The sequence below is a fragment of the Streptomyces sp. R-07 genome (genome assembly GCF_049913175.1).
Taxonomy (GTDB): domain Bacteria; phylum Actinomycetota; class Actinomycetes; order Streptomycetales; family Streptomycetaceae; genus Streptomyces.
The window spans coordinates 4,020,196-4,042,818 of sequence record NZ_CP183978.1; the positions used below are offsets into that span (position 1 = coordinate 4,020,196).

Below are 22,623 nucleotides of genomic sequence, written 5' to 3' on the forward strand. Positions count from 1 at the left end.
CACCCTCAGCCGGGCCGGAAGAACGCGAGCATCTTCCGGGCGGCGTCCGGCGACATCAGCAGCTTCTGGACGTCCGCGGACATCCGGGCGGCAGCGCTGGTGCGTTCGAACATCTCGCGTTCGTATGCTTCGACGGCGGCGGGAAGGTCGTCCGGGTGCGCGGCCAGCGCGAGGCCGAGCAGGGCGCCGTCGAGCAGCGCCATGTTGGCGCCTTCCCCCACCGGCGGCATCAGGTGCGCGGCATCGCCGAGCAGGGTGACGCCCGGCGTCGACGGCCAGGTCAGGCCGACCGGCAGAGTGGTGATCGCCCGCGGCACGACCGTGTCGTCGCAGGCCGCGATCAGTGCGGTGAAGCGTGAGTGCCAGCCGGGGAGCAGGTCTATCAGCCGCGCCCGGGCGGCGGCCGGGTCGTCGAACGGGATCCCGCTGGTGGCGAACCAGTCCTCGGCGGTGTTGTAGAAGCTGAGGCCGATGCGGACGCGGCCGTCGCCGTTGCGCTGTGCCGCCAGGGACAGCCCGTCGCCGAGCACCCAGTAGTTGCCGCGCCCGACCATCGCCGCGAGGTCGGGGTGCGTGCGGTCGATGTCGGGGATGCCGACCTCGACGACGTTCTGGCCGATGTGCGCCGGCCGGGCGTCGGTGAGCAGCGGGCGGACCCGGGACTGCGCGCCGTCCGCGCCGACCAGCAGGTCGCACGCCGCAGTGCTGCCGTCGGCGAAGTGCAGAAGGCCGTTCTCGGCGGATGTGAACGCGTGCCCCCAGCGCACCATGCCTTCCGGGAGGGAATCCAGCAGCAGGTCGCGCAGATCGGCGCGGTCGACCTCGGGTCGTTCGAGCGGGGCGTCGTCGGGCGTGTCCTCCTGGAGCAGCAGGGTGCCGTCCGGCTCGAGGAGCCGCATGTCCTGGCCTTCGCCACGGGCGATCGCGTGGAACTGGTCGATCAGACCGGCCTCGCGCAGCGCCCGCTGGCCGGAGTGGATGTCGAGCATGCCGCCCTGACCGCGCGCACGGCGGGACGACTCGCGTTCGTACACGACGGCGTCGATGCCGTTCACGTGCAGCACACGGGCGAGAGCCAGGCCGCCGAGGCCGGCTCCGACGATGGCGATGGACATGGTTGCCCCTCCTCGATACACCGTACTGGTCGATACACTGTATCGCTTGATGCGATGTATGGTGAGCGGCATGTTGGTGTGGGAGAGGCCGGAGCCGCCGAATCGACCCGCGCCGGCCTCGTTGAGCCGGGAGCGGATCGTGCGAGCGGCGATCCAGCTGGCCGACGCGGACGGCCTGGACGCGGTGTCCCTGCGCAAGGTCGCCAACGCGCTGGGTGTGGGGCCGATGCGGCTGTACGGCTACATCGCCGGCAAGGAGGAGCTGCTCGACCTGATGGTCGACGCCGTCCACGCCGAGATCCGGCCGGCCGGAGACGGCTGGCGCGAAGCGCTCCGCTCTCTCGCCGAAACCACTCGGCACGCCGCTCATGAGCACGAATGGCTCGCCGATCTCCTGGGTGGCCGACCCCAGCTCGGTCCGCACGCGCTGGCCAGTGGCGAGGCCGTGATGGCCGCACTGGGCGAGGTCGACGTGGACGCCGTCATGCCGGTGGTCACCGCGGTCAAGGCGTACGTGATCGGCGCGGTGCGTCGGGAGATCGCCGAGCGGCGCGCCGAGCGGGCCACCGGTATGGACGAGAGGCGTTGGCAGGAGTCGCTCGGGCCCTATCTGGAGCGGACCTTCGCCACCGGCCGATTCCCCGCGCTGGCCACGGTGGTGCGCGATGCCGCCCATCTGGACGCCGACGACACCTTCCGGGTCGGCCTCGACTTCCTGCTCGACGGCATCGAGGCCCGCATCTCGAAGTGACCTGCGGCCCCATGCGTTTCCTCGGCTGACATCGCGTTGGATGGGTTCCATGACGACATCTTTCGAAGCCTTGTTGCCCGGTACCGAGCGGGCTCTGCTGCACCGCGTCGCGGTCGCCCAGACCGAGGGGCGGACGCCCTCCCTCGTGGGGGCGGTGGTCCGTGACGGAGCGCTGGTGTGGAGCGGTTCGCGCAGCTGCGTGGACGGTCACGCGCCGGACGCCGACACCCAGTTCAGGATCGGGTCGATCACCAAGGTGTTCACCGCCGTGCTGGTGATGCGGCTGCGGGACGAGGGGCTGCTCGGGCTCGACGATCCGCTGGAGCGGCATCTGAAGGGGACGGGCGTCGGCGAGGTGACGATCGCCCAACTCCTGGGCCACACCGGCGGTCTCGCGGCCGAGACGCCCGGATCGTGGTGGGAGAGGTCCTCCGCCGCCCTGCGGCCCGAGCTCTCCGACGTCCTGGGGGAGCGGCCGTTCGTCCAGTCGCCGGGGCGCCGGCACCACTACTCCAACCCCGGCTACACGCTGCTCGGTTCACTGGTCGAGGCCGTCCGGGGGGTGTCCTGGGAGGAGGCCCTGCGGCGCGAGATCCTGGAACCGCTGGGCATGGGCCGTACGACGGTAGACCCCGTCGCTCCGCACGCGGGTGGCTGGGCGGTGCATCCCTGGGCCGACGTCATGCTGCCCGAGCCGTCGGAGGACCTCGGCCTGATGGCACCGGCCGGTCAGCTCTGGTCGACGGCCGGTGACCTGGCCCGGTTCGCCGCCTTCCTCGCGGCGGGGGACGAGCGGGTGCTCGCCACGGCGTCCGTGGAGGAGATGCGTGCCCCGGCCTCTCCGGCCGGGGAGGGGGACTGGGAGGGGAGCTACGGGCTCGGTCTCCAGCTGGTGCGCAAGGACGGCCGCACCCTGATCGGCCACACCGGCTCGCTCCCGGGCTTCGTCGCCTGTCTGTGGGTGAGCGTGGAGGACGGCCTCGCGGGGATCGCCCTCTCCAATGCCACCTCGGGCCCGCTGACGGGGGTCGTGGCCGCCGATCTCGTGCAGATCGTGGCGGAGGCGGAGCCGAGGTTCCCGGAGCCGTGGCGTCCCCTTCCCGAGGCGGAGGTCGACGAGGAGCTGCTCTCCCTCACCGGTCCTTGGTACTGGGGCACGTACGCCTACGGGCTCCGGCTCGGCCCCGAGCGGAGCGTCGTGCTCGAACCCCTGCGGGGCGCCGGGCGCCGGGCCCGGTTCCGCGCCCTGCCCGAGGGCGGCTGGGTCGGGCTGAACGGCTACTACGCGGGGGAGACGCTCAGGGCGGTGCGGGGCGCCGACGGCAGCGTCAGCCATCTCGACCTCGGGTCGTTCGTCTTCACCCGGGAGCCGTACGAGCCGGGGGACGCGGTTCCGGGCGGTGTGGACGAGGCGGGCTGGCGCGGACTCTGATCCCGCGCTCTGACTCCCGGGCGCGCTGTTTCCCATGACGTGCCGTTTCACGTGAAACGGCACGGTTTCATGGGAAACAGCGTGCTGGAGCCCTGGAAGCCCGGGTCAGAGGCTCTTCTTGAAGCCCAGGTGCGAGGCCTCGAAGCCCAGGCGTTCGTAGAAGCGGTGGGCGTCGGTGCGGGTGACGTCGGAGGTCAGCTGTACGAGCACGCAGCCCTGGCGGCCGGACTCCTCGACGGCCCATTCGATGAGCTGCGTCCCGAGACCGCTGCCGCGCTCGTCGGCGTGGATGCGGACGCCCTCGATGATCGAGCGGGTGGCGCCCCGGCGGGAGAGACCCGGGACGATCGTCAGCTGGAGGGTGCCGACGACCTTGGCCCCCCGAACGGCCACGACGACGTGTTGGTGAGGGTCGTTCGCGAGGCGCTCGAAGGCCGTGAGGTACGGGGAGAGGTCGTCGGGGGATTCGCGCTGGGCGCCCAGGGGGTCGTCGGCGAGCATCGCGACGATGGCAGGGAGGTCCTCCGTGCCGGCGGGGCGTATCTCAAGATCGCTCATGCCCCGCAGGGTACGCCCGAGCGCTGACGCCCCGGTGTCACGCGGGAGCGCCCACGCCCTCCACGACCTGGACGAGCGGCGCCAGCTCCGGGTTCTTCGCGGCCTCGTCGAGGGCCTCGCGCAGTGCGCTGTCGTTGGTGGGGCGGGCCTCTTCGAGGAGCTTCTGGCCGGCCTCGGTCACATCGGTGTAGATGCCGCGCCGGTCGGTGGCGCAGAGGTACCGGGTGAGCAGGCCCCGGTCCTCGAGCCGGGTGACGAGCCGGGTGGTGGCGCTCTGGCTGAGCACGACGGCGTCGGCGACCTGCTTCATCTGGAGGTGGCCGCCGGGGCCGCTGTGCTGGCGGCTGAGGACGTCGAGCAGCGAGTACTCCCGCACGCTCAGACCGTGCCCGGACTCCAGGGCGCGCTCGATGTGGGACTCGATCCTGCCGTGCAGCAGGGAGAGGGCGCACCAGCGCTGGGAGAGCGCGGTGAGTGCGGGGTCCGTCGCGGTCATGGTCTCTCCTCGGTCTCTCCTCGGCACCGGAGTGGCTCTCGACCCAGGGTAGACGATGGGGCGCAATAATGAGCGTTTGCAAGTAATTGTCCGAGGGCTGGTGCCCCCGGGGGCGGGGCCTATCCGGCCGCGACCGTCAGGGGGGCGAAGCGCCGGCGCCAGTCGCCGGGGAGGTCCGGGAGCGAGCGGACCATCACCGCGTTGGAGGCGATCGAGTCGAGGCCGTTCTCCTTCGCCCAGCTCAGCAGCGCCGTGTGGCGCACGTCGATGTCCGTGCGGAGCGGGCGGTCGGTGGCGGTGGCCAGTGAGGCGATCAGAGCCTGGGCGGTGGCCGGGTCCCGGGCGATCAGGGGGCCGATGACATGGGTGTCCATGTTGGGCCAGGCGGCGGCGAAGCCGGTGATCTCGCCGTCCTCCTCCGCGACGCGGAGGTGGTCCGCGAACGCGGGGAGGCGGGTGATGACGTGGGTGCGGTCGAGGCCGAAGACCTCGAGGTCCAGACGCAGGATCGCCTGGAGGTCCTCCGCCGTCGCGGCCCGGACCGAGACGTTCGGGGCGGGCGTGGTGAAGGTGAAGCGCCCGCGCACCATCTCCGCCCGGCCCGTCTGGACGAAACCGAGCTGCTCGTACAGGGGCTGGCCGTTCGGCGTGGCGTGCAGGGTGAGCGGGGTGTCCCCGGCCTCCGCCAGGACGTGCCGCATGAGCCGGCGTCCCACCCCTTGGCGTGCGTACCGCTCGGCGACGAGCACCATGCCGATCGCGGCGAGCCCCGGACCGTACGAGGTGACCACGGAGCAGGCCGCCAGCCCCGGCCCGGCCGGGTCGTCGATGCCGTAGCCGGTGCCCGCGGTGAGGAGCAGGCCCCACTTGTGCTCCTCGCGCGGCCAGCCCCGGTTCTCGGAGAGATCGGCGCAGGCGAGGAGGTCTTCCGGACCGAGGCGCCGGACGGGGAGCTGTGCGAGGGGGGAGGGGGAGCTCGGCATACCTCTCAGGCTGGCCGAACCGGTGATCTTCCGTCCACTGCTTTACCGGATCTGGCCGATATCCAAGGGGGCGTTGATTCCCACCTCGTGGCATGGGGACGATGTTTCACGTGAAACCCCACCAGCGACTGCATCTCTTCGACCTCGACGGCACTCTGATCCGCGGGTCGGCCGCGGCTGTGGAGATCTCCCGGCAGCTGGGCCTCGTCGAGGAGATCGCCGCCCTGGAGGAGGGCTTTCTACGCGGTCTCACCCCGGACGAGTTCGCCGTCCGGGCCCACTCCCTCTGGACCGCGCTCACCCCGGAACAGGTCGCGGCGGCCTTCGAAGGGGCGCCCTGGCTGGCGGGCATCCGTGAGGTCTGGGCCGACATCCGGGCCCGGGGAGACCGCTGCGCGGTCATCTCCCTCTCGCCCGACTTCTTCGTCGAGCGGCTTCTCGACTGGGGCGTCGACACGACGCACGGTTCGCTCTGGCCGGCGGTCCCCTTCACCGAGGCGATCCACCGGCCGGGCATTCTCGACGCGCGGGCGAAGGTGCGGATCGCGAGGGAGCTCTGCGCGGGGTACGGAGTGGACCCGGTCGACTGCGTCGCGTACGGGGACTCGATGTCCGACGCGGAACTCTTCGCGCTGGTGCCCGAGACCGTGGCCGTGAACGCGGACCACCATCTCGCCGGGCTCTCCCGCCACAGCTACTCCGGAGGGGACCTGCGCGAGGCCTACGCCCTGGTCCGAAACAGCGCAGCCTAGCCAGAAACCCGGGCCTATGGCCCGAGAACGCCACTTTCTGTCCGAAGTGCCGGTCGGAAGCGCCATGCTGCGGTCACGGAAGCCGGCCAGCGCGAGGCGAGGCACATGATGGATGCTCCGACCACCACGACGGACGAGCGGGACTCCCCGGCGGCGGACGGGAAGGAACCCCTGATATCCGGGGGACCCTCCACCGACGCCGTGCTCGTCCGTCGCACCCTGGCGGAGATCGCACCGGCCGCCGATCGGGTGACCTCGTACTTCTACGCCCTGCTCTTCGTCCGGCACCCCGAGCTGCGCGAGATGTTCCCCGCGGCCATGGACACCCAGCGCGACCGGCTCCTGAAGGCCCTCCTGACCGCGGCCGAGCACCTGGACGACACCCCGGTCCTCACCGCGTACCTGGAGAACCTGGGCCGGGGGCACCGGAAGTACGGGACGCAGGCCGCCCACTATCCGGCCGTCGGCGAGGCCCTCATCGGCGCGCTCGTGCGGTACGCGGAGAAGAGCTGGGACGAGGAGACCGAGGCGGCCTGGGTCCGTACGTACACGACGATCTCCCAGATCATGATCGACGCCGCCGCTGAGAACGAGCGGGCCGCGCCCGCCTGGTGGCAGGCGGAAGTGGTCTCCCATGACCTGCGCACCCCGGACATCGCCGTCGTGACGCTCAGGACCGACCAGCCGTACCCGTTCCTCGCCGGGCAGTACACGACGCTGGAGACCCCGTGGTGGCCCCGGATCTGGCGCCACTACTCCTTCGCCTCGGCACCCCGGCCGGACGGACTGCTGTCCCTCCACGTCAAGGCCGTCCCGGCCGGCTGGGTGTCCAACGCGCTGGTCCACCGGGCGCGCCCCGGGGACGTGCTGCGGCTCGGCCCGCCGGCCGGCTCCATGACGGTCGACCACTCCACGGACACCGGCCTGCTCTGCATGGGCGGCGGTACCGGGATAGCGCCGATCAAGGCGCTGGTCGAGGACGTCGCCGAGCACGGGGACCGGCGCCCGGTGGACGTCTTCTACGGGGCGCGCAGCGGCCACGACCTCTACGACATCGACACGATGCTGCGGCTCCAGAAGACCTTCCCTTGGCTCTCCGTCCACCCGGTCACGGAGGAGCAGGGGAGGCTCCCGGAAGCCGTCTGCCGCTACGGCCCGTGGAACGAGCGCGACGCGTATCTCTCGGGGCCGCTCGACATGGTCCGTCGCGGGGTCGACGCACTGCGCGGAGCGGGGGTCCCCTCGGACCGCATCCGTCACGACTTCCTCGCGGAGCTCGCCCCCGCGGCCGGCTAGCCGAGGTCCCGCGAGCCCGGTCAGCCCAGGTCGGGGGCGTGCATCGCGCGCACGCCCTCGATGTTGCCGTCGAGGTAGTGGCGCAGGGAGAGCGGGACGAGGTGCACGGCGGCGATGCCGACCCGGCTGAAGGGGACCCGGACGATCTCGTACTCGCCGACGGGTTCCTCCATCTCGGGTCCGTGCCGCAGGGAAGTGTCCATGGAGCCCAGCCGGCACACGAAGAAGTGCTGGACCTTCACCCCGGAGACCCCGCCGTCGACGATGTGCTCGACGGTGTCGACGAAGCAGGGCACCACATCGGTGATCTTGGCGCCGAGCTCTTCGAGCACCTCGCGGTGCAGGGCCTCGACGACGGTGGCGTCGGTGGGCTCCACGCCGCCGCCGGGCGTGAGCCAGTAGGGATCCATCCCGGGCTTGGTCCGCTTGATGAGGATCAGGTCGTCCCCGTCGAGCAGGATGGCGCGTGCGGTGCGCTTGATCACGGGCCGTTCGGTCATGGGAAGAAAATGGCCCGTTCGAGGTGTCCTGAAACTCACCAGTTCCCGGCGGCGCGCAGGAGCTCCTCGTGGGCCCGTGCGAGGGGGGACAGGGCGAGCGTCCCCGTGCGCGCGACCAGGAAGTAGGTCCGGAGCGGGGGGACCGGGGGGTCGAGCAGCGCCACGAGGTGTCCCCGCTCCAGGGCTTCCTCGCACAGATAGCGCGGCAGGACGGCGAGCCCGGCGCCGGAGGCGGCGGAGTCCCGCACGGCGCGCAGGTCGGGGGCGATGACGGTGGCGGCGGCCGCCGGTTTGGTCTCGAAGACGCTCGCCCAGTAGCGGGAGACGAAGGGCAGCGACTCGTGCACCTCGACCACCGGAAGCTGCTCCAGGACCACGGCCCCCCTGCTCAGGAGCACCTCGGGGGAGAGCCTGGCGGCCCAGCGTGGGGCCGCCACGAGCACGTGCTCCTCGTCGCAGAGCGGGGTGGAGACGAGCAGACCGCCCCGGGGACGGGCGGTGGCGATGGCCAGGTCGTGGTGGCCCGCGGTGAGCCCGTCGAGGATGTCCTCCGTGTTGCCGAGGAAGGAGGCCCGTACGGCGAGGCCCTGGTCGACCAGCGGGGTGAGGGCGGGCAGCGCGCGGAGCGAAGTGAACTCGGGGGGCCCGGCGAGATGGAGGGTGCGGACCCCGCTCTCGTCGTCGAGGCCGGTCTCGGCGATCTCCACGAGGGCGTCCAGATGGGGCGCCGCGCGGTGCGCGAGCTCGTCGCCGATGGTGGTCGGGGTGACTCCGCGCGCCTGTCTGAGGAAGAGCGGCCGGCCCAGCTGTCGTTCCAGTGTCCGGATCTGGCTGGTGACGGCGGGCTGGGAGAGGCCGAGGAGCGCGGCGGCGCGGGTGAAGGAGCCGGCCCGGTGCACCGTGACGAACGTGCGCAGCAGGGCGAGATCCATGTCCGCCCCCTCCCGGCCGTGCGGCCGTTCGACTCAGGCGGTCGGCTGACGTCGCCTCAGGACCGTCCAACTATAAATAAGTCGATAGGTCGCTGTCGCTACCGTGATTGGACACTGACGCACAGTCAACTAGCCTTGTGCAGGCGGTCTCCGCGCGTGGAACCGAGGGCGTTCCGAGCCACGAGGGGGGAGGCTCGGAGCGTCCTCGTCCGGGCGCGCGGACCGCGTTCAGCTCGCGCTTCCGGCCTCGTCGAGGGCGCGCAGCACGTCGGCGATCAGGTCCTCCGGGTCCTCGGCTCCGACCGAGAAGCGGATGAAGCCCTCCGCGACCGCGTCCCCGCCCCAGCGCCCGCGCCGCTCCGCCGTGGAGCGCACACCGCCGAAACTCGTCGCGTCGTCCACGAGCCGCAGCTCCTCCAGGAACCGCTCGGCCCGCTTCCGGTCCGCCAGCTCGAAGGAGACCACCGGCCCGAAGCGCCGCATCTGCCGGGCGGCCACCGCGTGCGAGGGGTCGCCGGGCAGTCCGGGGTAGCGCAGCCCGGTCACGTCCGCGCGTTCGGCGAGCGTCCGGGCCAGCGCCAGCGCGGTGGAGCACTGCCGGTCGATCCGCAGCTGGAGGGTGGCGAGCGACCGGTGGGCGAGCCAGGCCTCCATGGGCCCGGGGATCGCGCCGACGATCTTGCGCCAGCGCCGTACCTCCGCCGCCCGCAGGGGATCACGGCAGCTCACATGGCCGAGCAGGATGTCGCCGTGCCCGGTCATGCCCTTGGTGTCGCTGGCGACGGAGAAGTCCGCGCCGAGGGCGAGCGGGCGCTGGCCGAGCGGGGTGGCAAGGGTGTTGTCGACGGCGACGAGCGCCCCGGCCTCGTGGGCCTCCCGCACCAGGCGGCGGATGTCGCAGACGTCGAGACCGGGGTTGGACGGGGTCTCGATCCACAGCAGCTTGGCCCCGTCCAGTACGGACAGCTGGGCGTCGCCGCCGGTCGGCGCGGTGCGGACCTCGATGCCGTACGCCCGCAGCTGCTCGTGCAGCAGGGGCAGGGCCTGGTAGCCGTCGGCCGGCAGGACCACCGCGTCGCCGGCCTTCAGCTGGGAGAAGAGGACGGCGGAGATCGCGGCCATGCCGGACGCGAAGACCAGCGTCTCCACGCCCTCCTCCCCCGGCGCCTCCAGCTCGCCGATCGCCCGCTCCAGATGGGTCCAGGTGGGGTTCTCGTCGCGGCCGTAGGTGTACGGGCCGGTCGGCTCGCCCGGCAGGTGGAAGTGGGCCGCGAAGACCGGCCCCGGCAGGGTCGGCTCGTACTTCACGGGCTCGGGCAGCCCGGCCCGTACCGCCCGCGTGCCGTCGCCGAGCGCGGCGGCACCGGCCCGGCCGGCACCGGTCGCCCCGGGGCCCCCGGCGCTGTCGGGGCCGTGTTCCTCGTCCGTCACGGTGTCCGTTCCTCCAGTTCCGTGCGTACGGCCGCGAGCAGTCCCTCGCTCGCGGCCTCCACCATCTCCAGGCACTCCTCGAACTCCTCGCGGCCCCCGAAGTACGGGTCGGGGACGTCGAGTCCGGCCCCGGCGGCCGGGTCGTAGGAGCGCAGGAGCCGTATCCTCGCCGCCTCGTCGGGAGTCCGGGCGAGCTCCCGGAGCTCCCGCAGGTGTCCCTCGTCCAGGGCGATCACCAGGTCGAGGGCGGGGAACCAGGAGGACCGGAAGCGCCGGGCGGTGTGCCCGGAGGTGTATCCGTTCTCCTGGAGCACCGCGACCGTGCGCGGGTCGGCCCCTTCGCCCTCGTGCCAGCCTCCGGTGCCGGCGCTGTCGACCTCCACCAGACCGCCGAGGCCGGCCTCCTCCACCCGGCGGCGGAAGACGTGCTCGGCCATCGGCGAACGGCAGATGTTGCCCGTGCAGACGAAGCAGACGCGGTAGGCCATGGTCCCCACTCAGTCGCCGTCGGGGAGCACGACGTTCAGCGCCCACGAGACGACGGAGATGATCAGGCCGCCCAGGACGGCGGTCCAGAAGCCCTCCACGTGGAAGCTCAGGTCGAGCAGGTCGGCCAGCCACGAGGTGAGGAGCAGCATCAGGGCGTTGACCACCAGGGTGATCAGGCCGAGGGTCAGGATGAAGAGGGGAAGCGTCAGCAGCTTGACGATCGGCTTCACCAGGAAGTTCACCAGACCGAAGACCAGGGCGACGAGAATGAGCGTCCAGGCCTTCTTGCCGGTGCTGTCACCGGTCAGGGTGATGTCCTGGAGCAGCCAGATGGCGACTCCGAGAGCGCCCGCGTTCGCGAGCGTCTTGACTACGAAATTCTTCATGTGTCTGATCGTGGCAGACATGATCGGGCCTACGGCAGGGGCGAGAGGCGATGAAGGCATTCCGGCTGGACGAACTGGAGGCGGAGCGCGCCGCGAACAAGGGTGCGTACCTCCAGTTCCTGCGCGAGCGGAACATGTCGGTGGGCCTGTACGCGCTGGACGCCGGGGAGCTCGACCCGCAGCAGCCGCACGGCCAGGACGAGGTGTACTTCGTGGTCAGCGGCAGAGCGGCGATCACGGTCGGGACGGAGACGACCCAGGTGGCGCGCGGCAGCGTGGTCTACGTGCCGGCCGGGGTGGAGCACAGGTTCCACCACATCAGCGAGGACCTGCGGGTCATGGTGGTCTTCTCGCCGCCGGAGGGCTGAGCGGGCCCGGGGCCGAGCCCTGAGGATTCGCTCCGTACGGGGGCCGAGCCCCTAGGGGGCGGATCAGGGGAGAGCGGGGGCCGCAGGGCCCCCACGGGCTTCCTCCCGCCCCTAGCCTTGAGGGTGTTCGGCGCGGAGTGCGCGGAGCGATTCTTCGAGAGCGAGGTAGGGACGATGGCCGTACGGGAGATTCTCGCGGGGATGCCCTGGTGGGTGAAGTGGGTCGCCATACCCCTCCTCGCCCTGTTCGTCTTCGGCGGACTGATCACCAGCGTCCTGACCTTCGTGGTCGGTCTGCTCTTCAAGGTGCTGCTCTTCGCGGCCCTCGTCGCCGGACTGATCTACGTCGTGCGGAAGTTCAGCTCCTCCGCCGGGTCGCGAGAGGACTGGTAGCACAAGCTACTGATCGGTATGAAGGTGATGGAGGGCATTAGCCCGGGCGAGGGAACGTGCCCGTCTAATCAGGGTGTGGGCCCTGGGGCTGCGACTAGAGTGGAATCTCTCCGCCGCGTTGGGGACTACAGGCGTAGACCTCCGTACTGACCAGCGGTTTCCCAGGCCCGGCGGGCGCGCGGGGGCGGCCCCCGCGGGCGGGTGCACTGCATCCGTCGTCACGCCTGGGGGTGACCTTTGGCCACGGCTACGCAGACGGCTGCGCCTACCCTGATCGGCTCGGTGCAGCGGGCGCTGAGACTCCTGGAGGCGGTGGCCTCCCATGCGGAGGGCGCCCCGGCCAAACAGCTCGCCCGCGAGACGGGCCTTCCGCTTCCCACCACGTACCACCTGCTCCGCACCCTGACGCACGAGGGCTATCTGCTCCGCGACAAGGGTGTGTTCGTCCTGGGCGACGCCGCCGTCCGACTGGCCGGCGGCGGAGATGTGCAGAATCGTCGCATCAAGATCGAAGACTCCCTGGCCCACTGGCGGGACGAGATCGGTGTGCCCATCTACTTCGCCCTCTACCGCGAGGGGGAGATCGAGCTCGTCGCTGTCGCCGACACCCCTTCCGCCCCCGCCGTGGAGGAATGGGCCGACTTCCGCGAGACCGCGCACGCGCATGCGATCGGGCAGTGCCTGCTGAGTCAACTCGATCTGAAATCTCGTCAAGACCACCTCGATCGCCATCCGGTGGAAGCCATCACTCCGTACACGGTGCGTAACCAGCGTGTCCTTTTGGAGCGTTTGGGCGGTTTGGGGCGAATGGAACCCCTGGTAGAGCGTCAGGAATATGCGCTCGGCACGGTCTGCGCCGCCATCCCCATCACCGCGGGCTCCGCGGCGGCCGCCATGGCTATTTCTCTCCCCCTTCACCAGGAAGAACGGTTGCTCCCAGCAGTCGAGCGGCTACGCACGGAGATCGGAAGGCTCTTCAGTTCACTCGCGTTCTCTATCAGTATCTGAAAAATCACTCCTTGTGATCTGCTAGTGCTTACAGCACGATTGCGTCAAGAGGGCCACGGGGGATCATTCCTGGCCGTTTCGGTCACAGCTTTCAGCAGCTGTGTTTACACAACTGCTTCATCTACTGCGGGGTACATGATGCGAGAGTCGGTTCAGGCCGAGGTCCTGATGAGCTTCCTCGTCTCCGAGGAGCTCTCCTTCAAGATCCCGGTAGAACTCCGATATGAGACCCGGGATCCCTACGCGGTGCGGATGACCTTCCACCTCCCCGGAGACGCGCCCGTGACCTGGGCGTTCGGAAGGGAGCTGCTGCTCGACGGGATCAACCGGCCGAGCGGGGACGGGGATGTGCACATCGCCCCCACGGAGCCGGAGGGGCTCTCGGACGTCTCCATCCGACTCCAGGTGGGCGGTGACCGCGCGCTCTTCCGCGCCAGCGCGCCGCCGCTGGTCGCCTTCCTCGACCGAACGGACAAGCTGGTTCCGCTCGGTCAGGAACGGACACTCGGTGACTTCGAGGACCACCTGGAGGCCGCACTGGGCAAGATCCTGGCCGAAGAGAACGCCGGACCCGCCTGAGCCCTACCCGGCGCGACGGCGCAGGCCTCAGCCCTCACGCGGCGCGACGGCGCAGCCTCAGCTCTCACCCCGGTGCGACGGTGCAGGCCCTCTGCTCTCACCCGGTGCGACGGCCCCGGTCCTGAGCCCTCACCCCGTGCGACGGCCGCGGCCGCCGGCCCTCACTTGGCGCGACGGCGCCGCCCTCCCCGTACCGCCGCGGGCTTCCCGCCGCCGGACGCCGGCCGGTCCGCGGAGACGACCAGGGCCGCGAGCGCGGTGGTGACCGGCACGGACGCCACCAGACCGATCGACCCGACCAGGGTCCGGACGATCTCCTCGGCGACCAGCTCGCTGTTGGCCACCGTCCCCATGCTGCTCTGGGCGATGGAGAAGAGCAGCAGCAGTGGCAGGGCGGCACCCGCGTAGGCGAGCACCAGCGTGTTCACGACCGAAGCGATGTGGTCGCGGCCGATCCGGATCCCGGCCCGGTACAGGCCGCGCGGCCCCATGGCCGGATCGGCCTGGTGCAGCTCCCAGACCGCCGAGGTCTGGGTGACCGTCACGTCGTCGAGCACGCCGAGAGAACCGATGATGATCCCGGCGAGCAGCAGACCGGACATGTCGATCTCCGGGTACAGGCCGTGGATGAGTCCGGTGTAGTCGTCGGTGTTGCCGCTGAGCGAGGTCCAGCCGACGAAGAGCGAGCCGAGCAGGCCGATGAGCAGAAGCGAGATCAGGGTGCCGAGCACGGCGACCGAGGTGCGGGCCGAGAGCCCGTGGCACATGTAGAGCGCGATCAGCATGATCGCGCTCGACCCGACGACCGCGACGACCAGCGGGTTCGACCCCTGCAGGATCGCCGGCAGGATGAAGTAGGTCAGCACGAGGAAGCTCGCGGCGAGCGCGATGAGCGCCATGACGCCCCGCATCCGGCCGACCAGCACGACCGCGACGGCGAAGATGCCGGCGAGCACCGTCAGTGGCAGCTTGCGGTTCACATCGGTCACCGAGTACTGCAGGTCGTGCGGGGCGTCGGGGGCGTACGCCACCACCACGCCCTGGCCCTCGTGCAGTTGGCGCGGTGCGTCCGGCTGCACGATCTCGACGAACCTGCGCCCCTTGTCCGGGCCGCTGGTGACCTCGATCGTCGCCTTCTCGCACTGCCCCTGCTGGGCGTTGACCGCCTCGCGTCCCTCCGGGGTGGAGGTGTCGCCGGTCGGCGGGACCTGAGCGGCGTTCACGTCCTTGCAGTCGACGTGCTCGACGGAGACGACCTCGCCCTGCTGGGTCTGCCGGTCGAAGCCGACGCCGGTGCGCTCGTGCGCCGGGGCCCCGCTCGGCCAGAGCACCCCGAGCCCGACCACGACGGCGGCGGCGAAGGGGATCAGGATCGCGGCGATGACCCTGCGCAGATGGCGCGAGACCGGGGCGGCGGGCCCGTGGTTGTGGCTGTGGCCGTGCCCGCCCCCGTGCCCGCCTCCGTGCCCATGTCCATGTCCACCTCCGCCTCCGTCTCCGTGTCCGTAGGAGGGGCCGGAATCGTGACCCGAACCGTGGCCGTGACCAGGGGCGTGGTCGTGTGGCTGGGGGGTCTGCTGGGGGGAAGTCACCGACCGATCATCGCAAGAACGGCGGGGGCCCACTGTTCAGCACGCCAGGGATGACGCTAGCGTGGTGGCACCTTTGCACACGCGGGAGCTCGGAGCACCGGGCTGAGAGGGCGCTGATCACCGTACGCGCGTACTGACACGTACGTACGGGAGGAGGCTGCGCCGACCGCCGAACCTGTTACCGGGTAATGCCGGCGTAGGGAGATCGGTCTCATGACCATTCAGGATGCACGCACGCCTGCCTCCGACCAGAACCAGCCCGACGGGCAGGAGCGCACGCCGGGCTGGCACAAGGGGTACGTCCAGGGCTCGCGCCCCGACCTCCGGGTGCCCGTACGCCAGGTGCACCTCACCAACGGCAAGGACGTCACGCTGTACGACACGTCCGGCCCGTACACCGACCCCACCATCGACACCGACGTCCGGCGCGGCCTGCCGCCGCTGCGCGAGAACTGGATCATCGCGCGCGGCGACACCGAGGAGTACGCGGGCCGCCCGGCCCGCCCCGAGGACGACGGCATCAAGCACACCTCGCCGCGCGGCGGCGGGCTGAAGAACCTGGACGCCGTCTTCCCGGGCCGCCCGCGCCTGCCGCGCCGGGGCCGCACCGGTCAGGCGGTGACGCAGCTCGCGTACGCCCGCCGGGGGGAGATCACCCCGGAGATGGAGTACGTCGCGATCCGCGAGAACGTCTCCCCCGAGGTCGTACGGGAGGAGATCGCCGCGGGCCGCGCGGTGCTGCCGGCGAACGTGAACCACCCGGAGATCGAGCCGATGATCATCGGCAAGAGGTTCCTGGTGAAGGTCAACGCCAACATCGGCAACTCCGCCGTCACCTCCTCCATCGAGGAGGAGGTGGAGAAGATGACCTGGGCGACCAAGTGGGGCGCCGACACGGTCATGGACCTGTCCACCGGCCGCAACATCCACACCACCCGCGAGTGGGTGCTGCGCAACTCCCCCGTGCCGATCGGCACCGTGCCGCTCTACCAGGCGCTGGAGAAGGTCGACGGCAAGGCCGAGGACCTGACCTGGGAGATCTACAAGGACACGGTCATCGAGCAGGCCGAGCAGGGCGTCGACTACATGACGGTGCACGCCGGCGTGCTCCTGCCGTACGTGCCGCTCACCGCGCGCCGCAAGACCGGCATCGTCTCGCGCGGCGGCTCGATCATGGCCGCCTGGTGCCTGGCGCACCACAAGGAGAACTTCCTCTACACGAACTTCGAGGAGCTCTGCGAGATCCTGGCGGCGTACGACGTCACGTACTCGCTCGGCGACGGTCTGCGCCCCGGCTCGATCGCGGACGCCAACGACGAGGCGCAGTTCGCGGAGCTGCGCACGCTCGGCGAGCTGAACACGATCGCCAAGCGCCACAACGTGCAGACGATGATCGAGGGCCCCGGGCACGTCCCGATGCACAAGATCAAGGAGAACATCGACCTCCAGCAGGAGATCTGCGAGGAGGCGCCGTTCTACACGCTCGGCCCGCTGACCACGGACGTCGCGCCCGCGTACGACCACATCACCTCGGGCATCGGCGCGGCGATGATCGCCTGGTGGGGCACGGCGATGCTCTGCTACGTCACGCCCAAGGAGCACCTGGGCCTGCCGAACAAGGACGACGTGAAGACGGGCGTCATCACGTACAAGATCGCGGCGCACGCGGCGGACCTCGCCAAGGGGCACCCGGGCGCGCAGGAGTGGGACGACGCACTGTCCGACGCGCGGTTCGAGTTCCGCTGGGAGGACCAGTTCAACCTGGCCCTCGACCCGGTCACCGCCCGCGAGTTCCACGACGAGACGCTGCCGGCGGAGCCCGCGAAGACGGCGCACTTCTGCTCGATGTGCGGCCCGAAGTTCTGCTCGATGAAGATCTCCCAGGACATCCGGCGTGAGCACGGCGGTACGCAGCAGGAGATCGAGGCCGGCATGGCGGAGAAGTCGAAGGAGTTCGCGGCTTCCGGCAACCGCGTCTACCTGCCGCTGGCCGAGTAGGGACCCGGCCCCTCGTTCCTCAGGGCGTCGTCGCGTCCGGTGGTGCCGCGGCGGCGAGGGCGTCGCGGAGGAAGGGGAGGATGCCGCGCTCCAGGAGGGCGCGGCGCCAGGCCTCCCGGGCCAGGGAGAGTTCGTCGTCGGCCGTGGCGGTCCCGTCCGCCGCGGCCGGTCTGTTGTGGAGGGCGGTCACGAGCAGGCCGGCGCCCGCGAAGAGCAGTCCGGCGGCGGCGAGGGCGGCGAAGACGAGTCCCGCCGTCAGCAGGGTCTCGCCGAACACCACGGTGGGCGCGAGGGCGTGCAGGACGGCACCGACCAGCAGGAGTATCGCGGCGGCCGTGCCCGCGAGGACGGGCACCATCACGGTGACGATGGCGACGACGCCGGCGCCCGTGCCGGTGCCGGGGTCGGCTCCGGGTATCCGGGTCCCGAAGGCCGCCCGGTTCTGTTCGCGGACCTTCACGAAGTGGTCGTACTCGCTCGCCGCGGCGCTCGTGATGAGCGCGGTCGCGTTCATCGTCATGGCGCGCAGCTGCGCGACCGTGAGCCGGGTTCCGACCCCGGCGAGTTCCGGACGTGCGTGGGCGGTGCTCAGTGCGTCGTCGAGGACACGCTCGTACTCGGCGCGGTCCTCGGTCAGCAGGTGCGGAGCCACGTTCATGTGCATCCCCCGATGCTCCGTAGGCCCGGATCAGCCGTGGGAAACGGTCGGTTGGGCGGAAACGGAGGAGAGCCTGCTATGGATGACCCGATGTTATTGCGGTGACGCCACGGCCTGACAGGGTGTTTCCGGAAATCGACTTCCCCGGATGCGCAGGGTTATGCGTCAGCCGTTCAGGGGGAGTTGGACGACCAGTAGCTTTCCGGCCATGGTCACTCCACCGTCCATGGCGATCGCGAGACCCTCGGCGTACACGTGCGGTCCGTCGACGACCGGGCCCGCGCTGTCCTCGCCCTCCTCGGTGCCGACCTGGCCGAGGAGGTACGGGATGGGGCTGTGGCCGTGCACGATCCGGCGGCCGCCGTAGGTGGAGAGCAGCTCCTGGACGGCCTGCGGGCCGCCGTCGTCGCGGAACGCGAAGCGCTTGGTGAACTTGCGGAAGACGTCCCAGACCTCGTCGGCGTCGTTCCGGGTGAGGATCTCGTGGACCGTGTCGTTGACGTCCTCGATGGTCTGGCCGTATTCGAGGTACGCGGTGGTGTCGGAGTGGACGAGGAGGTGGTCGTCCTCCAGCACCACGGCGTCCAGCCGGGACATCCACTGGAGGTGGACGTCCTGGAGCCGGTCCATGTCGTGCTTCTGGCCGCCGTTGAGCAGCCAGGCGGCCTGGAAGGTGGCGGTGCCCGCACCGGAGTTGACGGGGGTGTCGCCGAAGCGCTTGGCGCCGATGAGCAGCAGCTCGTGGTTGCCCATGAGGGCCTTGCAGTAGCCGCCCGCGGCGGCGGCCTCGGCGGAGAGGCGCATGACGAGGTCGATGACGCCGATGCCGTCGGGGCCGCGGTCGGTGAAGTCGCCGAGGAACCAGAGCCGGGCGTTGCCCGCGGCCCAGCCGCCGTTCTCGTCGATGAGGCCCTGGGCGCGCAGGGCGGCGAGGAGCTCGTCGAGGTAGCCGTGGACGTCGCCGACGACGTAGAGGGGGCCTGGTCCGTCGCCGTTCGCGGGCTCCGGGGCGGGGGCCGGGGCGGGGGTGGTGACCTGGACCTGGACGGTGTCGCCCCGGTTGATGACCGGGAGGTCGCGCTCGGTCGGGGTGTACCCGTCGGGCGTGTCGCCCTCGGGGAAGGCGTTGCCGGGGTGTCCGGTGGCGACGGAGACGATGGAGGAGCCGGCCGGGGCGGCGAACGCCGGGGCGAGGCGGTGACCCAGGTGGAGGGTCGGATCGGCGGGCTGGGGCGCGGGGGCCGACGGCGCGGGGGGTGCGGCGGCGGGCGGCGCGGCGGGCGGTGCGGCGGGCGGCGCCGGGACGGAGGCGACCGGTACGGACGCGGCCGGGAGGGCCTCGGCCGGCGGGGTCTGCACCGGGACGGCCTCGACCGGCGAGGGGGCGACCGGGGGCAGGTGTCCGTCGGACGCCGGGCGTTCGACGGGGGACAGACGTTCGGTGGGTGCGGCCTCGCCCGCCGGGGTCACCGGTTCCTCCGGGGACGGCGGCTCGGCGGCATGGCCCTGCACGGGCACGCGGGCGTACGGCGGTACGCGGAAGTCACGCAATGTCGCCGTGCGTACCACGGGCTCCTGACCGGCCCCCTGAGTCATCGACCCCTCCACCACCGTCGCGATGCCCTGCACATCGCGGACCGGCCTGGTCGGAGTGGTCCGCGGTGTCGTCCGCCCATCATAGGAATGAGCGTCCTCCTGTGTGACGCACCAGGGGTGGTGAATCCGGGTCCACTCCGGGTTCACCGGTTGTTTCGCCCGAATTGAGAAGGTCCAGTCCAGGGTCGAAGCCGGTACGGTGACCGGTTTCGCCGTTCCCGCCCACGGGCAGGGGCGGGGACGGCTAGTCGGTCGGCGGCGGGTTCGGGCGCCGCCGCCGGTGGGATCAGTCCTTCGCGGGTGAGCGCGGCGGGCTGACCGTGGTGCGCGGCGAACGCCGCTGCGAGGAGGTGCGGACGATGAGTTCGGTCGGTATCACCTGCTCGACCGGGCCGTCGGTGTCGATCCCCTCGATGGCGTCGATGAGGAGCTGGACGACGGCCGTGCCGATGCGGCGCGGCTTGAGCGAGAGGGTCGTGATGGGCGGTTCGGTGGTGGCGTAGACGGTCGACTCGCTGCAGCAGACCAGCAGCAGGTCGTCCGGGACGCGCAGTCCGTAGCGGCGCGCGGCCGCGAGGAGGTCGGTTCCGTTGGGGTCGAAGAGGCCGTACACGGCGTCGGGCCGGTCCGGGCGGGCGAGCAGCCGGTCGGCCGCGACGGCGCCCGCGCACGGATCGTGCGCCGGATAGGCCTCGTAGACGGGGTCCTGGCCCACCCGTTCGCACCAGTTGAGGTACGCGGTGGTGGACAGGCGGGTGTACGTGTCGGTGGTGGTTCCGGTGAGGAGGCCGATCCGGCGGGCGCCGGCGTCGGCGAGGTGGTCGAGAAGGTCGAGGACGGCGGCTTCGTGGTCGTTGTCGACCCAGGCGGTGACCGGAAGGGTGCCGGCGGGGCGTCCGTCGGAGACGACGGGCAGGCCCTGGCGGACCAGTTCGGTGACGACCGGGTCGTGGTCGGAGGGGTCGATGACGACGGTGCCGTCGAGGGCGACGTTCGACCAGACGTCATGGCGGGAGGTGGCGGGGAGGATGACCAGGGCGTAGCCCCGGGCGAGCGCCGCCGATGTGGCTGCTCTGGCCATCTCCGCGAAGTACGCGAATTCGGTGAAGGTGAAAGGTTCATCCCCGTACGTGGTCACGGTCAGGCCGATGAGTCCCGACTTGCCGGTACGAAGCGTGCGGGCCGCCGCGGATGGGCGGTAGCCCAGCCTGTCGGCGACCTCGCGGACGTGGCGGCGGGTGGCGTCCGGGAGTCGGCCCTTGCCGTTGAGCGCGTCGGAGACAGTCGTGATGGAGACCCCGGCGGCGGCGGCCACGTCCCGGATGCCTGCCCGGCCCTGCCGGCTTCCCCGGGTCTGTGCCCGGCTCACCTGGTGCTTCCCTGCTGCTGTCATGGCGAGCCGATAGTAGGGCGCCGAGGGGCGGTCGGGACGGTCGCATATGCAGGCGTTGACAGGCACGTTTCTGCATGATCGAAAAAGCCCAAGGGGCATGAGATCAAAGGTAGTTAGGGTCTTTGCCGTGCGATCTATGGTGTTCGAACGGCGTAGGCCTGGCGAGGGGGCGAGGTCTCGAAGAGGTCTCAACTCACCTCTACGGGGGATGCGCGCCACGGCGCTCGCCACCGGCGCACGCCACCCGGGCGCGTGCTCCCCCTCCTCTCCGCCGGGAGGAAGGCCGTATCCACAGCGTGTCCCTCCTGTTGTCCACAGCCCATTCGCAGCGGAGGCGAATCCTCTTAAGGTGAGGAGTATTGGCGGTACGGACGGTCGAGGAGGCCACACTGTGAGCGAGACCAGCGGGACGAGCACCGGCAGCCCCAAGCTGCGCGCCGAGCTGGACGGCGTCCCCACCTACAAGCCGGGCAAGCCGGCCGCCGCGGGCGGTCCCGTGGCCTTCAAGCTGTCCTCCAACGAGAACCCCTACCCGCCGCTGCCGGGGGTCATGGAGACCACGCTGGCCGCCGCCGCGAACTTCAACCGCTACCCGGACATGGCCTGCACCGGCCTGACGGAGGAGCTGGCGGACCGCTTCGGCGTGCCCGTGTCGCACCTGGCCACCGGCACCGGCTCGGTCGGCGTCGCGCAGTCGCTGCTCCAGGCCACCTCGGGCCCGGGCGACGAGGTGATCTACGCCTGGCGCTCCTTCGAGGCGTACCCGATCATCACGCAGATCAGCGGGGCCACCTCGGTGCAGGTGCCGCTGACCGAGGGCGAGGTGCACGACCTCGACGCGATGGCCGCGGCGATCACCGAGCGGACCCGCCTGATCTTCGTCTGCAACCCGAACAACCCCACGGGCACCGCGGTGCGCCGGGCGGAGCTGGAGCGCTTCCTGGACCGGGTGCCCTCGGACGTGCTGGTCGTGATCGACGAGGCGTACCGGGAGTTCGTCCGCGACACCGACATCCCGGACGGCATCGAGCTCTACCGCGACCGGCCCAACGTGGCCGTGCTGCGCACCTTCTCCAAGGCGTACGGCCTGGCGGGGCTGCGGGTCGGCTTCGCGGTCGCCCACGAGCCGGTGGCGGCGGCGCTGCGCAAGACGGCGGTGCCGTTCGGCGTGAGCCAGCTGGCACAGGACGCGGCGGTGGCCTCGCTGCGGGCCGAGGACGAACTGCTCGGGCGGGTCGGCTCGTTGGTGTCCGAGCGCGAGCGGGTCCATGCGGGGCTCGTGGCCCAGGGCTGGACCGTGCCGGACACCCAGGCGAACTTCGTCTGGCTGCGGCTCGGCGAGCGGACCATGGACTTCGCGGCGGAGTGCGAGCGGCACGGCGTGATGGTGCGGCCGTTCGCGGGGGAGGGCGTGCGCGTCACGATCGGTGAGACCGAGGCGAACGACCTGTTCCTGAAGGCGGCGGAGGGCTTCCGCCAGGGGCTCTGATCAGTTCTCGGCCAGTTCCACGCGGATCGGGTCGCCGTCCCTGACGGTGGCCAGGATCCGCGGGTCGCCGTCGAGCCCGCCCAGCAGGTTGCAGGGGCTCGCGAGGCGGCATTCCTCACCCCGTGAGATCGGGGTGGGGCCGTAGGGGAGGGCGAGTGCGTCGCCCTCCGTCCAGAAGGCCACGGTGCCGGGCTCGACGACCTGGCGCGCGCCGTCCTCGACCGAGGTGGAGACCGGCGTGTCGAAGTAGACCTCCTCGCCCCAGGTCCGGGCGGTGGAGGAGAACGGGAGGGCTCCCGCGAGCGCCTTGCTCGTGGGGGTCTCCTCGAGGGTGGCCGTGGTGTGTCCTGCCGGCCAGCTGATGCGTATCCGAAGGGTCATGCCCCGGATTCAACAATATGTTGAAGGTCCTGGGAAGAGGTGACCTT

The 22,623-nt window shown here is 71.0% G+C and carries 24 protein-coding genes; 10 read left to right on the forward strand and 14 right to left on the reverse strand.

Features of this window, described 5'->3' with window-relative positions; all coding sequences use genetic code 11:
* Positions 1-5 precede the first annotated feature (5 nt).
* The gene (locus tag ACN9M0_RS18325; RefSeq protein ID WP_426403907.1) at positions 6-1,115 is read right to left on the reverse strand and encodes an FAD-dependent oxidoreductase; all 1,110 of its coding nucleotides are present in this window, start codon (positions 1,113-1,115) and stop codon (positions 6-8) included.
* A 70-nt stretch (positions 1,116-1,185) separates the two neighbouring features.
* Here ACN9M0_RS18325 and ACN9M0_RS18330 point away from each other — a divergent pair, with 70 nt between their 5' ends.
* Positions 1,186-1,866 (forward strand): TetR/AcrR family transcriptional regulator, encoded by a 681-nt coding sequence (locus tag ACN9M0_RS18330; RefSeq protein ID WP_366037095.1) that lies wholly within the window; start codon positions 1,186-1,188, stop codon positions 1,864-1,866.
* A gap of 49 nt (positions 1,867-1,915) precedes the next feature.
* Complete coding sequence (locus ACN9M0_RS18335) at positions 1,916-3,298, forward strand: serine hydrolase domain-containing protein (RefSeq protein WP_426403908.1); 1,383 nt, start codon at positions 1,916-1,918, stop codon at positions 3,296-3,298.
* A 105-nt stretch (positions 3,299-3,403) separates the two neighbouring features.
* Here the strand turns inward: ACN9M0_RS18335 and ACN9M0_RS18340 are convergent, their stop codons facing one another.
* The 3 genes from ACN9M0_RS18340 to ACN9M0_RS18350 all read right to left on the reverse strand — a co-directional run bounded on the left by ACN9M0_RS18340 (position 3,404) and on the right by ACN9M0_RS18350 (position 5,335).
* On the reverse strand, positions 3,404-3,856 hold the full coding sequence (locus ACN9M0_RS18340) for a GNAT family N-acetyltransferase (RefSeq protein ID WP_399696243.1): 453 nt from the start codon (positions 3,854-3,856) through the stop codon (positions 3,404-3,406).
* A gap of 37 nt (positions 3,857-3,893) precedes the next feature.
* A complete protein-coding gene (locus ACN9M0_RS18345; protein ID WP_366037098.1) occupies positions 3,894-4,352 on the reverse strand; it encodes a MarR family winged helix-turn-helix transcriptional regulator in 459 nt (152 codons plus the stop codon).
* A 119-nt stretch (positions 4,353-4,471) separates the two neighbouring features.
* A complete protein-coding gene (locus tag ACN9M0_RS18350) occupies positions 4,472-5,335 on the reverse strand; it encodes a GNAT family N-acetyltransferase (protein WP_366037099.1) in 864 nt (287 codons plus the stop codon).
* 101 nt (positions 5,336-5,436) lie between these two features.
* On the opposite strand from ACN9M0_RS18350, the gene ACN9M0_RS18355 reads away from it, so the two are divergent.
* The gene (locus ACN9M0_RS18355; RefSeq protein WP_426405311.1) at positions 5,437-6,087 is read left to right on the forward strand and encodes an HAD family hydrolase; all 651 of its coding nucleotides are present in this window, start codon (positions 5,437-5,439) and stop codon (positions 6,085-6,087) included.
* Between the two features lie 105 nt (positions 6,088-6,192).
* Positions 6,193-7,383, forward strand: coding sequence for a globin domain-containing protein (locus ACN9M0_RS18360; protein WP_366037100.1), 1,191 nt, complete (start codon positions 6,193-6,195; stop codon positions 7,381-7,383).
* Between the two features lie 20 nt (positions 7,384-7,403).
* On the opposite strand, the gene ACN9M0_RS18365 is transcribed toward ACN9M0_RS18360, so the two are convergent.
* The 5 genes from ACN9M0_RS18365 to ACN9M0_RS18385 all read right to left on the reverse strand — a co-directional run bounded on the left by ACN9M0_RS18365 (position 7,404) and on the right by ACN9M0_RS18385 (position 11,121).
* Positions 7,404-7,883, reverse strand: coding sequence for an NUDIX domain-containing protein (locus ACN9M0_RS18365; protein WP_189804923.1), 480 nt, complete (start codon positions 7,881-7,883; stop codon positions 7,404-7,406).
* 35 nt (positions 7,884-7,918) lie between these two features.
* Positions 7,919-8,815: a LysR family transcriptional regulator gene (locus ACN9M0_RS18370; RefSeq protein ID WP_366037101.1), complete on the reverse strand. Its 897-nt coding sequence runs from the start codon at positions 8,813-8,815 to the stop codon at positions 7,919-7,921.
* 228 nt (positions 8,816-9,043) lie between these two features.
* The gene (locus tag ACN9M0_RS18375; RefSeq protein WP_399696244.1) at positions 9,044-10,246 is read right to left on the reverse strand and encodes a cystathionine gamma-lyase; all 1,203 of its coding nucleotides are present in this window, start codon (positions 10,244-10,246) and stop codon (positions 9,044-9,046) included.
* Complete coding sequence (locus ACN9M0_RS18380) at positions 10,243-10,734, reverse strand: low molecular weight protein-tyrosine-phosphatase (protein ID WP_399696245.1); 492 nt, start codon at positions 10,732-10,734, stop codon at positions 10,243-10,245. The genes ACN9M0_RS18375 and ACN9M0_RS18380 overlap by 4 nt, the downstream gene beginning before the upstream one ends.
* Before the next feature lie 9 nt (positions 10,735-10,743).
* Positions 10,744-11,121: a phage holin family protein gene (locus ACN9M0_RS18385; RefSeq protein ID WP_366037104.1), complete on the reverse strand. Its 378-nt coding sequence runs from the start codon at positions 11,119-11,121 to the stop codon at positions 10,744-10,746.
* Positions 11,122-11,171: 50 nt separating this feature from the next.
* On the opposite strand from ACN9M0_RS18385, the gene ACN9M0_RS18390 reads away from it, so the two are divergent.
* From ACN9M0_RS18390 to ACN9M0_RS18405, 4 genes are all read left to right on the forward strand, one after another.
* On the forward strand, positions 11,172-11,489 hold the full coding sequence (locus tag ACN9M0_RS18390) for a cupin domain-containing protein (RefSeq protein WP_366037105.1): 318 nt from the start codon (positions 11,172-11,174) through the stop codon (positions 11,487-11,489).
* Between the two features lie 174 nt (positions 11,490-11,663).
* The gene (locus ACN9M0_RS18395; protein ID WP_366037106.1) at positions 11,664-11,882 is read left to right on the forward strand and encodes a DUF5326 family protein; all 219 of its coding nucleotides are present in this window, start codon (positions 11,664-11,666) and stop codon (positions 11,880-11,882) included.
* Positions 11,883-12,119: 237 nt separating this feature from the next.
* Positions 12,120-12,890 (forward strand): IclR family transcriptional regulator, encoded by a 771-nt coding sequence (locus ACN9M0_RS18400; RefSeq protein ID WP_366037107.1) that lies wholly within the window; start codon positions 12,120-12,122, stop codon positions 12,888-12,890.
* A 138-nt stretch (positions 12,891-13,028) separates the two neighbouring features.
* Complete coding sequence (locus tag ACN9M0_RS18405; RefSeq protein ID WP_366037143.1) at positions 13,029-13,469, forward strand: SsgA family sporulation/cell division regulator; 441 nt, start codon at positions 13,029-13,031, stop codon at positions 13,467-13,469.
* 161 nt (positions 13,470-13,630) lie between these two features.
* Here ACN9M0_RS18405 and ACN9M0_RS18410 read toward each other — a convergent pair whose 3' ends face one another.
* Entirely contained in the window at positions 13,631-15,061 is a 1,431-nt protein-coding gene (locus ACN9M0_RS18410; RefSeq protein WP_426403909.1) for a YibE/F family protein, read from the reverse strand.
* A gap of 213 nt (positions 15,062-15,274) precedes the next feature.
* On the opposite strand from ACN9M0_RS18410, the gene thiC reads away from it, so the two are divergent.
* On the forward strand, positions 15,275-17,059 hold the full coding sequence (gene thiC / locus ACN9M0_RS18415; RefSeq protein ID WP_366037109.1) for a phosphomethylpyrimidine synthase ThiC: 1,785 nt from the start codon (positions 15,275-15,277) through the stop codon (positions 17,057-17,059).
* Positions 17,060-17,078: 19 nt separating this feature from the next.
* On the opposite strand, the gene ACN9M0_RS18420 is transcribed toward thiC, so the two are convergent.
* The 3 genes from ACN9M0_RS18420 to ACN9M0_RS18430 form a co-directional block, all read right to left on the reverse strand.
* On the reverse strand, positions 17,079-17,723 hold the full coding sequence (locus tag ACN9M0_RS18420) for a hypothetical protein (protein WP_366037110.1): 645 nt from the start codon (positions 17,721-17,723) through the stop codon (positions 17,079-17,081).
* A gap of 159 nt (positions 17,724-17,882) precedes the next feature.
* The gene (locus tag ACN9M0_RS18425) at positions 17,883-19,313 is read right to left on the reverse strand and encodes a metallophosphoesterase (protein ID WP_426403910.1); all 1,431 of its coding nucleotides are present in this window, start codon (positions 19,311-19,313) and stop codon (positions 17,883-17,885) included.
* A gap of 286 nt (positions 19,314-19,599) precedes the next feature.
* Positions 19,600-20,706, reverse strand: a complete 1,107-nt coding sequence (locus ACN9M0_RS18430) for a LacI family DNA-binding transcriptional regulator (RefSeq protein WP_041130217.1) — start codon at positions 20,704-20,706, stop codon at positions 19,600-19,602.
* 391 nt (positions 20,707-21,097) lie between these two features.
* Here ACN9M0_RS18430 and hisC point away from each other — a divergent pair, with 391 nt between their 5' ends.
* Positions 21,098-22,195, forward strand: coding sequence for a histidinol-phosphate transaminase (gene hisC, locus ACN9M0_RS18435; protein WP_366037111.1), 1,098 nt, complete (start codon positions 21,098-21,100; stop codon positions 22,193-22,195).
* On the opposite strand, the gene ACN9M0_RS18440 is transcribed toward hisC, so the two are convergent.
* On the reverse strand, positions 22,196-22,576 hold the full coding sequence (locus tag ACN9M0_RS18440) for a cyclophilin-like fold protein (protein ID WP_366037112.1): 381 nt from the start codon (positions 22,574-22,576) through the stop codon (positions 22,196-22,198). It lies immediately after the preceding gene.
* Positions 22,577-22,623: the final 47 nt, after the last annotated feature.